10 protein-coding genes and 1 pseudogene are annotated in these 10,836 nt (G+C 67.0%); all 11 read left to right on the forward strand.

The annotated features are described in order from the left end of the window. Nucleotides 1-181: pseudogene (locus ABE485_RS30380) on the forward strand (5-dehydro-4-deoxyglucarate dehydratase); the annotation flags it as partial. Between the two features lie 251 nt (nucleotides 182-432). After that, nucleotides 433-1,158 carry a FadR/GntR family transcriptional regulator gene (locus ABE485_RS30385; RefSeq protein ID WP_346518967.1) on the forward strand — a complete coding sequence of 242 codons (726 nt, stop codon included), beginning with the start codon at nucleotides 433-435 and terminating at the stop codon, nucleotides 1,156-1,158. A gap of 392 nt (nucleotides 1,159-1,550) precedes the next feature. Next, nucleotides 1,551-2,567, forward strand: a complete 1,017-nt coding sequence (locus tag ABE485_RS30390; RefSeq protein ID WP_346518968.1) for an amino acid ABC transporter substrate-binding protein — start codon at nucleotides 1,551-1,553, stop codon at nucleotides 2,565-2,567. Between the two features lie 101 nt (nucleotides 2,568-2,668). Then, on the forward strand, nucleotides 2,669-3,877 hold the full coding sequence (locus ABE485_RS30395; RefSeq protein WP_346518969.1) for an aminotransferase class I/II-fold pyridoxal phosphate-dependent enzyme: 1,209 nt from the start codon (nucleotides 2,669-2,671) through the stop codon (nucleotides 3,875-3,877). A gap of 3 nt (nucleotides 3,878-3,880) precedes the next feature. Then, the gene (locus ABE485_RS30400; protein ID WP_346518970.1) at nucleotides 3,881-5,071 is read left to right on the forward strand and encodes an amino acid ABC transporter permease; all 1,191 of its coding nucleotides are present in this window, start codon (nucleotides 3,881-3,883) and stop codon (nucleotides 5,069-5,071) included. Nucleotide 5,072: 1 nt separating this feature from the next. Next, nucleotides 5,073-6,173: an amino acid ABC transporter permease gene (locus tag ABE485_RS30405; protein ID WP_346518971.1), complete on the forward strand. Its 1,101-nt coding sequence runs from the start codon at nucleotides 5,073-5,075 to the stop codon at nucleotides 6,171-6,173. A gap of 18 nt (nucleotides 6,174-6,191) precedes the next feature. Further along, nucleotides 6,192-6,932, forward strand: coding sequence for an amino acid ABC transporter ATP-binding protein (locus tag ABE485_RS30410; protein WP_346518972.1), 741 nt, complete (start codon nucleotides 6,192-6,194; stop codon nucleotides 6,930-6,932). 343 nt (nucleotides 6,933-7,275) lie between these two features. Then, nucleotides 7,276-8,145, forward strand: a complete 870-nt coding sequence (locus ABE485_RS30415; protein ID WP_346518973.1) for a VOC family protein — start codon at nucleotides 7,276-7,278, stop codon at nucleotides 8,143-8,145. 1 nt (nucleotide 8,146) lies between these two features. Further along, nucleotides 8,147-9,256 carry a M14 family metallopeptidase gene (locus ABE485_RS30420; protein ID WP_346518974.1) on the forward strand — a complete coding sequence of 370 codons (1,110 nt, stop codon included), beginning with the start codon at nucleotides 8,147-8,149 and terminating at the stop codon, nucleotides 9,254-9,256. 37 nt (nucleotides 9,257-9,293) lie between these two features. Continuing rightward, the gene (locus ABE485_RS30425; RefSeq protein ID WP_346518975.1) at nucleotides 9,294-10,307 is read left to right on the forward strand and encodes a quinone oxidoreductase family protein; all 1,014 of its coding nucleotides are present in this window, start codon (nucleotides 9,294-9,296) and stop codon (nucleotides 10,305-10,307) included. After that, entirely contained in the window at nucleotides 10,304-10,726 is a 423-nt protein-coding gene (locus tag ABE485_RS30430; protein WP_346518976.1) for a PaaI family thioesterase, read from the forward strand. The genes ABE485_RS30425 and ABE485_RS30430 overlap by 4 nt, the downstream gene beginning before the upstream one ends. Nucleotides 10,727-10,836 lie beyond the last annotated feature (110 nt).

Raw genomic sequence — 10,836 nt, forward strand, 5'->3', positions numbered from 1 at the left:
TTTCTTCCTGCCCTACCTGGAAATCCGCAACCGCAAGGCCGGCTACGCCGTCAGCATCGTCAAGGCCGGCGCCAAGCTGGTCGGCCACGACGCAGGCCCCGTGCGTGCCCCCCTCACCGACCTGACCGGCGAAGAGCTCGAGATGCTGGGCGCCCTGATCAAGAAGTCCGGCGCGCTGTAAGCCGACGCGCATCGGATAGACGGAACGCCCTCGCTCAGAGGGCGTTTTGCTTTCTGATGCAAAGAAAAGTTGGCGTTTGGTTGGCTGTATGTTGTCATATGGCTGACCCACTTCCGCGGCTGTGCCTTGTTGCACGGCTTGCCGCCCCGGGCCGGACACCCGGGGGCGCGAACAGCGGAACGCGTACACTTGCGGCTGCGCGCGCAGGGCTGCCCGCCCTGCCCGCAGCGATTTCCCCTATAAGAGAGACAATGCAAACTCCTGCCCGGCCTCCCCGCTCACGCCTGACCGACGTCGTCATCGAGGAACTGACCAAGCGCCTGGACGCCCGCCTTTACCGCGCGGGCGACAAGCTGCCCTCCGAGCACGCCTTGTGCGACGAGTTCGAGGTCAGCCGCACCGTCATCCGCGAAGCCGTGGCGTCCATGCGCCTGAGCGGCCGCCTCGTCAGCAAGCCCGGCATCGGCGTCTTCGTCACGGAAGACCGCGAAAAGCCCATCGACTTCGTGGTCGAGCCCGCAACGGACCCGCGCTGGGCGCTGCACATCATGGAATTGCGCGCCGGCCTCGAGGTCGAGGCCTGTGGGCTGGCGGCGGAGCGCCGCAGCGCGGCCGACCTGAGCGGCATCGTCGAAGCGTTCGACGCCTTCAACCGCGCCACGCGCGACATGGAAGCCGCCGTCAAGGCCGACTATGAGTTCCACCTGGCGATCGCCCGCGCGTCCAACAACCCGCACTTTCCCGCCCTGCTCAAGGCCGCCGTGCGGGACGTCATGCTGGACCTGAACATCAAGCACGGCGGCAAGACGCCCGAAGAGCTGGAAAACTACGAGACCCGCAACGTGCGCGAGCACGAGGCCATCCTGACCGCCATCATGCGCCGCGATCCGGGCGCCGCGCGCGCCGCCATGGCGCGCCACCTGGGCGACAGCATTGCGCGCTACCGCAAGCTGCTCTCCAGCTCAGCCGCCGATTAAGTCCGCCTCAAATCCCTTCCCGTGATGCGGATTACGGGAATCCCCTTACTTGTGAACTTGTATGACGGCTGCCATCATACGTCTTATGAGATAGCGTGACGGATCAGGGGCCTCTGCCTGGCACCTTCGTCCCGCTGCCGTAAGACCCACGCCGTACCAGTGCCGCCGATGAGCCCGATTCTTACCCTCCGCAGTACGTTCCACCGATACACCACGCGCATCCACCGGCGCATCCACTGACCGGCCCGCCGCCGGCCCTGCCTCCCCCCCTTTTCCTACCTCGTCCGAATGCGCGACGGGCCATTCCCGGCATCGCCGGGCGGCCCCCGCACGCTTGGCCGTTTCCGACCCTTCGCTTTTTCAAGCACTTTCGATCCCCAGGAGAAATCTCCATGCGCAAGATTCTGACCTCCGCCATCGCGGCGACCCTGCTGTGCGTCGCGTCCGGCGCGCAGGCCGGCGTGACCTTCGACGCCGTCAAGAAAAAGGGCTTCCTGCAATGCGGCTTTGCCGGCATTCCCGGCTTTTCGGTGCTGGACAGCAAGGGCGAATGGACCGGCCTGGACGTGGACATGTGCCGCGCCGTCGCGGCCGCCATGTTCGGCGACGCCTCCAAGGTCAAGGGCAACGTGCTGACGGCCCAGGCCAAGTTCACGGCGCTGCAGTCCGGTGAAATCGACATGCTGTCGCGCAACACCACGCAGACGCTGACCCGCGACACCACGCTGGGCCTGATCGGCGTGGGCGTGAACTTCTATGACGCGCAAGGCCTGATCGTCAAAAAGGCGATGAACGTCAAGAGCGTGAAGGAACTGGACGGCGCCACCATCTGCGTGCAGCCCGGCACCACCACCGAGCTGAATCTGGCCGACTATTTCCGCAGCCGCGGCCTGACGTTCAAGCCGGTGCTGGTCGAGAACTACGACGAGAACTTCCGCCTGCTGGAATCCGGCCGCTGCGACGCCTACACCAACGACAAGTCCAACACCGCCGCCAACATGCGCACGCGCCTGGCCAATCCGGACGACTGGGAAATCCTGACCGAGAACCTGTCCAAGGAACCGCTGGGCCCCATGGTGCGCCAGGGCGACGAGCAGTGGTTCAACATCGTGCGCTGGTCGCTGAACGCGATGCTGGAAGCCGAGGAATACGGCATCACTTCCAAGAACGTGGACGAAATGCTGAAGAGCACCAATCCCAACATCCAGCGCATCCTGGGCGTGACGCCGGGCATGGGCAAGAACCTGGGCCTGGACGACAAGTGGGCCTACAACATCATCAAGCAGGTCGGCAACTACGGCGAAAGCTATGACCGCGCCATGGGCAAGGACAGCCCGCTCAAGCTGGAGCGCGGTCTGAACAAGCTGTGGACCCAGGGCGGCCTGATGTACGGCTGGCCGGTGCGCTAAGCCCGCCCGCGCGGCCCCGCCAGACCCGGGGCCGCAGTCTTTCTTTTTTCCGGCGCGCGGGCGCTCCCCGCACGCCCTCGCCTTTCTTACGCAGCAACACCATGAACAGCATCGTCAACGCCCGCCTCAAACAGATCAAACCCTCGCCCAGCATGGCCGCCAAGATCGTCGTGGACGAACTTCGCAGCCAGGGCCGCGAGATAGCGGACTTCACGCTGGGCGAGCCCGACATGCCCACGCCCGCCCACATCGCGCGCGCCGGCCAGGACGCCATCGCCGGCGGCGACATCCGCTACACCAGCCCGAACGGCACGGTCGGCCTGCGCCGCGCCATCGCCAACAGCCTGGAACTGGGCCTGGGCGTGCGCTACGGCATGGACCAGATCGCCGTGGGCGCGGGCGCCAAGCAGATCATCGCCGCCGCCCTGACCGCCAGCCTGGAGCCGGGCGACGAGGTCATCGTCTGCGCGCCGTACTGGGTGTCGTATCCGGACATGGTGCTGCTGGGCGAAGGCAAGCCCGTGGTCGTGACGGGCCCCGAATCGCAAGGCTTCAAGCTGGACGCCGCCACGCTGGAAGCCGCCATCACGCCGCGCACGCGCTGGCTGATCCTGAACTCGCCCAGCAACCCCAGCGGCGCGGTCTACAGCGCCGCGGAACTGCGCGCCCTGACGGACGTGCTGGTGCGCCATCCGCAGGTCTGGATCCTCAGCGACGAGATCTACGCGCCCTTCTGCTACAGCGGCCAGGCGCACGCCTCGCCCGTGCAGGTGGAGCCCCGGCTCATTGCCCGCACGCTCATCGTCAACGGCATGTCCAAGTCCTACGCCATGACCGGCTGGCGCGTCGGCTACGGCGCCGGCCCCGCCGACCTGATCAAGGCCATGAGCACGGTCATGTCGCAAAGCACCTCCTGCCCCAGCGCGATTTCGCAGGCCGCGGCGCAAGCCGCCCTGGAAGGCGACCAGTCCAGCGTCGCGGAAATGGTCGACATCTTCAAGGGCCGCCGCGACCTGATCGTGCGCCGCCTGAACGAGATCCCCGGCATTTCCTGCGCCATGCCCGACGGCGCGTTCTACGTGTACGCCAACGTCCAGGGCCTGATCGGCCGCAAGGGTCCGGCCGGCGAACTGAAGACCGACCTGGACGTCAGCCTGTTCTTCCTGCGCGAAGCCGGAGTGGCGGTGATCGACGGCGGCTCCTACGGCCTGTCGCCCTATGTACGCTTCTCGTTCGCGACCTCCACCGAGGTCATCGAGCAAGGCATGGACCGCCTGTCGGCGGCGGTCACAGCCCTGATGGCGGGCTGAACCGTGGCCCAGCACTCCGCTCAATCCCCAACGCAGCGGCCGCCGCGCCGGGTGTCGTGGAACGACCCGGCCACGCGCGCGCTGGCCTACCAGGCGCTGGCCCTGGCGCTCGTCGGCGCCGGCGTCTGGTTCCTGGTGCACAACACGCTGCACAACCTGTCGCTGCGCAACATCGCCACGGGCTTCGGCTTCCTGAACCGCGAGGCAGGCTTCGCCATCGGCGAATCGGTGATCGCGTACGGACCCGCCGACACCTATGGCCGCGCCATCTTCGCGGGCGTGCTGAACACGCTGCGCGTGGGCTTGCTGGCGCTGGTGGCCGCGACCATCCTGGGCGTGTTCATCGGCGTGGGCCGGCTGTCCAAGAACTGGCTGGTCTCCAAAATCACGTCGGTATATGTCGAGGTGATGCGCAACGTGCCGCTGCTGCTGCAGCTGTTCTTCTGGTACGCGCTGATCACCGAGAACATGCCGGGCCCGCGCCAGGCGCACAACCCCTTGCCGGGCGTGTTCATTTCCAACCGGGGCCTGAAGGTGCCCGGCCTGGAAGGCGCCTCGCTGGACTGGGTGCTGGGCGGCCTGGGACTGGCCATCGTGGCCATCATCCTGCTGGGGCACTGGGGCGCGAAGCGCCAGGAAGCCACCGGACAGCCGTTTCCGCTGGGCCGCGCGGCCATCGGCCTGCTGATCGGCCTTCCGGTCATCGGCTGGCTGGCCAGCGGCGCATCGCTGACGCTGGATATGCCGGCGCTCAAGGGCTTCAACTTCGTCGGCGGGCTGACCCTGACGCCGGAGTTCGTCGCGCTGTTCCTGGGCCTGACCGTCTACACCTCGGCCTTCATCGCCGAAGTCGTGCGCTCGGGCATCCAGGCGGTCAGCAACGGCCAGTGGGAAGCCGCCGGCTCGCTGGGCCTGCCGCGCGCCAAGGTGCTGCGCCTGGTGATCCTGCCGCAGGCGCTGCGCGTGATCATTCCCCCGATGACCAGCCAGTACCTGAACTTGCTCAAGAACAGCTCGCTGGCCGTGGCCATCGGTTATCCCGACATCGTGTCGGTGGTGAACACCATGCTGAACCAGACCGGCCAGGCCATCGAAGGCATCCTCATCATCATGGGCGCGTACCTCACGGTCAGCCTGTCGATCTCGATATTCATGAACTGGTACAACAAGCGCATCGCGCTGGTGGAGCGTTGACATGAGCCACACCACGCAAACCCTGAACGCGCCGCTGGCGCCGCCCGCCTCCCAGACCGGCGCCTGGGCCTGGATGCGGTCCCGGCTGTTTTCGTCGCCGCTGAACATCCTCATCACGGTGCTGCTGGCATGGTGCCTGCTGATGGCGGCGCCCGCGCTGGTCGAATGGGCGTTCATCAAGGCCAATTTCGACGCAGCCAACGCCCAGGAATGCCGCGCATCCGGCGGCGCCTGCTGGGCCTTCATCATCGAAAAGCACCGGCTGATCCTGTTCGGCACCTATCCCTTCGACGAGCAATGGCGTCCGCTGATCGCCACGCTGATCCTCATCGCGGTGATCGTGGCCAGCGGCATGCGCCGCTTCTGGAACGGCAGGCTCGCGCTCATCTGGACGCTGGGCCTGGCGGCCGTGGCGGTCCTGATGTGGGGCGGCGTGTTCGGCCTGACCTACGTGGAGAATTCGCGCTGGGGCGGCCTGCCGCTCACGCTGATCCTCGCCACGTTCGGCATCGCCTTCGCGTTCCCCATCGGCGTGATGCTGGCGCTGGGCCGGCGCTCGAAGATGCCCGCGATCAAGGCGCTGTGCGTCGTGTACATCGAGCTGATCCGCGGCGTGCCGCTCATCAGCCTGCTGTTCATGTCGTCGGTGATGCTGCCCCTGTTCCTGCCGGAAGGCTTCACCATCGACAAGCTGCTGCGCGCGCAGATCGCCATCATCATGTTCGCCGCGGCCTACATCGCCGAAACGGTGCGCGGCGGGCTGCAGGCCATTCCCAAGGGGCAGTACGAGGGCGCGGATTCGCTGGGCCTGAACTACTGGCAGCAGATGCGCAAGATCATCCTGCCGCAGGCGCTCAAGATCGTGATCCCGCCGCTGGTGGGGATCTTCATCAGCCTGTTCAAGGACACGTCGCTGGTCGTCATCATCGGCATTTTCGACCTGACGCTGGCGGCCAAGGCGGCCTTGTCCGACGCGGCATGGCGGGGTTTCGGCGTGGAGGCTTACCTCTTCATCTCGCTGATCTACTTCGTCTTTTGCTATTCCATGTCCAAATACAGCCGCGCGCTCGAGCAGCGCCTGGCCACCGGGCACGCCCGGTAAACCTGAAGGAGACCAGGCATGTCGGATGCCATCATTCGTTTGCAGGGCGTGAACAAGTGGTACGGCCAGTTCCACGTCTTGCGCAACATCAATCTGGACGTCGCGCAGGGCGAACGCATCGTCGTGTGCGGCCCGTCGGGTTCGGGCAAGTCCACGATGATCCGCTGCATCAACCGGCTGGAGGAACACCAGAAGGGCCAGATCATCGTCGACGGCACGGAACTCACCAATGACCTCAAGCACATCGAGACGATCCGTCGCGAAGTGGGGATGGTGTTCCAGCACTTCAATCTGTTCCCGCACCTGACGGTGCTGGAAAACCTGACGCTGGGCCCCATGTGGGTGCTCAAGCAATCGCGCGCCAAGGCGGAAGCCACCGCCATGAAGTTCCTGGAGCGGGTGCGCATTCCGGACCAGGCCGGAAAATTCCCCGGCCAGCTCTCGGGCGGCCAGCAGCAGCGCGTGGCGATCGCGCGGTCGCTGTGCATGAACCCCAAGGTCATGCTGTTCGACGAGCCCACGTCCGCGCTGGATCCGGAAATGGTGAAGGAAGTGCTGGACGTGATGGTGACGCTGGCCCAGGAAAGCGGCATGACGATGATCTGCGTCACCCACGAAATGGGTTTCGCGCGCAAGGTCGCCAACCGCGTGATCTTCATGGACAAGGGCGAGATCATCGAAGAGAACAATCCGGATGACTTCTTCGATCATCCCCAGAACGAGCGCACCAGATTGTTCCTGAGCCAGATCCTGCATTGAAATGCGCCGATCGGTGTCTGACACCCGCTGAGACTCAGCTACAAGCTGATGAACGTCTCTCCAGGGTGTCAGACACCTTGCCACGAACATCTTGCTGTTCGAAGCCGCCTTCCCAAGGCGGCTTTTTCGTTCCGCGGACGCCGGCGTCCACCCCGATGAAAGAACCAGAACGCGGTCCCGCGGCAGCGATCCCCCACGAAACCGCATTAGTGATTTGGTTATGCCGCCAGCGGCCCCATGGTCCCCGATCAGGAAACAGATATCGACATGAGAATTCAATCGTTCTAGGGCATCCCCGCATCGGCCAGACTGCGTCTTTCTCAAAGCGCATACAGGAACACCGATGTCCCTTCCTTCAGTCACGGGCCTGGACCACTACATCATCCGGGTCAACGACCTGCAGGCGGCGACCGACCGCTACGTCAAGCTGGGCTTCAGCCTGGCGCCGCAGGGCCGGCACCATCGCGGCACCCGCAACCAGACGATCATCCTGGATGCGAACTATCTGGAACTGCTGACCTTTCCGGAGGAACTCAAGGCGCAATCGCGTTTTGGCGGTTTCGACGACGCCTACGAAGGCCCGGTGGCCACCGCGCTGCAGACCACGGACAGCACGGCGGTGCACGCCGAACTTGCGCGCCTGGGCATCGCCGCCGAGCCGCCCGTGAGCGGCGGCCGCCCCGTGCATCTGCCCGAAGGCAGCGAAGACGCCGCCTGGAACAACACGCAGTTTCCGGCCGGCCTGCTGGGCGTGCCCGACTTTTTCACCTGCGGCCACCTTACCCGCCACCTGGTGTACCGGCCCGAATGGCAGGACCACGCCAACGGCGCGCGCCGCATCGAAGCGCTGATCGCCGTGCATCCACAGCCGCAGTCGCTGCGCGCCGGATACGAGCGGGTGTTCGGCGCCATCGCCGCCAGCGACCTGCCCGATGGCGGCCTGCAGGTGCGGCGCGGCAGCCTGCGCATCGACTTCCTGACGCCCGCCGCATTCGAACAGCGCTACCCGCAGGTGCGCGTGCCGGCCGGGCTGCCCGCGCAAGGCCAGCAAGGCTGGTTCGCGGGATCGGTCATCGGCGTGCGCGACCTGGAAAAGACCCGCGCGCTGTTTGATGCCAACCAGGTGGACTACCGCGCCAACGCGCGCGGCGAGCTGGTGGTGGCGCCGGGCAATGCCGGCGGCGCGCTGCAAGTCTTCGTGCAGGAGGCCTGACATGAGCCAGGCCTTGCCCGACTACTGGGACTGCTTCGCCAACGATTACACGGCCGCGCGCCGGGCGTTCGTGGATGAAGCCGCCGCGCGCGGCGCGGCCCTGTTCCGCTATGAACATCCGGCCTTGAAGGATCCGCAGGGCGAGCCCCTGAGCGTGGACGTCGCGGTGCTGGGCCGGCGCGATGCGCCGCGCACGCACCTGGCCATCAGCGGCACGCACGGTCTGGAAGGCGCGGCCGGATCGGCGGTGCAGCGCGCCTGGCTCCATGCCGACGGCGGCCGCCCCTTGCCGGACGACGTGAACGTGGTGCTGGTGCATGCGCTGAACCCGTACGGCTATGCGCACGACACGCGCACCACCGAGAACAACGTCGACCTGAACCGCAATTTCGTCGACCACACGCGCCCCTACCCCGCCAATCCCCACTACGCCACGCTGCATCCGCACCTGATTCCCGCTCAATGGACGCAAGCCACGCTGGACGCGGGCGCCCTGGCGCTGGACCGGTTCAAGGAAGCGCACGGCGCCGACGCGCTGTTCAACGTCACCGCCAGCGGCCAGTACACCCACCCCGACGGCCTGGTCTACGGCGGCCAGGGGCCCGAATGGTCCAACCGCACCCTGCGCCGCATCGTCGACGAGCACCTGGCGGCCAGCGAGCGCGTGGCGTTCATCGACTGGCACACCGGCATCGGCGAATACGGCGAACCCTTCTTCCTGTGCTTCAACGGCGAAGGCAGCCCCGAGCAGGCCCAGGCCGCCGATTGGTGGGGCGCGGACCGCGTGCGGGACCAGCGTCCGCACGGCCTGGCCCGCCCCGACTACCAGGGGCTGGTGTTTCGCGGCGTGCAGCAGGCGCTGGGCGACCGCCCGCTGGCCGGCGCGGTCGTCGAGTTCGGCACGCGCGGCCTGCAGATGCGGCCCGCGCTGCGCCTGGACCAATGGCTGCGCTTCAAGGCGCCGCAGGCCCCCGACGCCGCGCGCGACGCGCAGCTGCGCGCGGACCTGGTCGACGCCTTCGTGCCCGTCTCCAGCGTATGGCGGCGCAGCGTGGTCGCGCACGGCCTGCACATCACGCGCCAGGCCATCGACGGCGTGGCCGGCTGGTGACGTTTTTCCAATACAACCCACTCTCTATCTGGCATTCATGAAAGCGATTGTTTTGCGTGAGCACGGCGGCAACGAAAAGCTGCGCCTGGAAACCCACTTCCCCGATCCCGTGGCGGGACCCGACGACGTGGTGATCCGCGTCAGGGCCTCTTCCCTGAACTACCACGACGTCTTCACCCGCCGCGGCATGCCCGGCATCAAGCTGCCCTTTCCCGTCATCATCGGCCTGGACGTGGCCGGCGAGATCGTCCAGACCGGCGCGAATGTGCGCGACTGGAAAGCCGGCGACCGCGTCCTGGTCGACCCGATCGACCGCGTGGATGGCGGCCTGGTCGGCGAAACCATCCACGGTGGCCTGGCCGAGCTGTGCCGCGTGCCCGCCCACCAGCTGCTGCGCCTGCCCGACGAAGTCAGCTTCGAGCAGGCCGCGGCGCTGCCGGTCGCCTACGGCACCGCGCTGCGCATGATGAACCGCATCGGCCAGGTGCAGGCCGGCGAAAAGGTGCTGATCCTGGGCGCCAGCGGCGGCGTGGGCGTCTGCGCCGTGCAGTTGGCCAAGCTGGCCGGCGCCGAGGTCATCGCCTGCGCCGGCACGGCCGAAAAGGGCGAAGCGCTGCGCGCCCTGGGCGCCGACCACATCATCCTGTACACGGAAGAGGATTTCCTGAAGGCCGTGCAGGAGCGCTTCGGCAAGCCGTCGCGCCGCCGCGGCGGCAAGCCGGGCGGCGTGGACGTGGTGGTGAACTTCACGGGCGGCGACACCTGGGTCAAGTCCCTGCGCTGCCTGCGCCTGGGCGGTCGCCTTCTGACCTGCGGCGCCACCGCCGGCTTTGATCCCAAGGAAGACCTGCGCTACATCTGGACCTTCGAGCTGCAGATCCGCGGCTCCAACGGCTGGGACCGCGAGGACCTGCACGAACTGCTGGCGCTGGTGCGCGACGGCCGCCTGCGCGTGGAAGTGGACCGCGTCTGGCCGCTGGAGCAAGGCGCCGATGCGCTGGCCTCGCTGGAAGACCGCAAGATCGTCGGCAAAGTGCTGGTGGCGTCATGAGCGCGCTGCTGAACGCCGCCGAGATCCAGGCCAAATTCGACGACTCTCCCTTCATCGCCTGGCTGGGCCTTTCAGTGCAGGACGTGAACCACGAACAGGGCGAACTGACGGTGCTGGCCCCCATGCGGCCGGAGTTCGAGCGCGGCGCCGCCAGCGGCCAGTGGCATGGCGGCCCGCTTGCGGCCGTGATCGACACCGTGGGCGACTTCGCCGTCGGCATGCAGCTGGGCCGCGGCCTGCCCACCATCAATTTCCGCGTCGACTACCTGCGCCCCGCCGTGAACACGGCGCTGACCGCCGTGGCGCGCGTGCGCCGCAACGGCCGCAGCGTGGGCGTGGCCGACGTGGACCTCTACAACGACCAGGGCGCGCTGGTGGCCATCGGCCGCGCCACCTACGCCACGCTCAGCCAGGGCTGAGCCGCGCAACCGAACCAAGGATTTTCATCATGACCCACACCACGCGCCCCGCACGGCGCTCTTTTCTGACCCGCACCGCCGCGGGCGGCCTGGCCGCCACCGGCCTGGGC

The sequence above is a fragment of the Achromobacter spanius genome, from assembly GCF_039673305.1.
Classification (GTDB): domain Bacteria; phylum Pseudomonadota; class Gammaproteobacteria; order Burkholderiales; family Burkholderiaceae_B; genus Achromobacter; species Achromobacter spanius_F.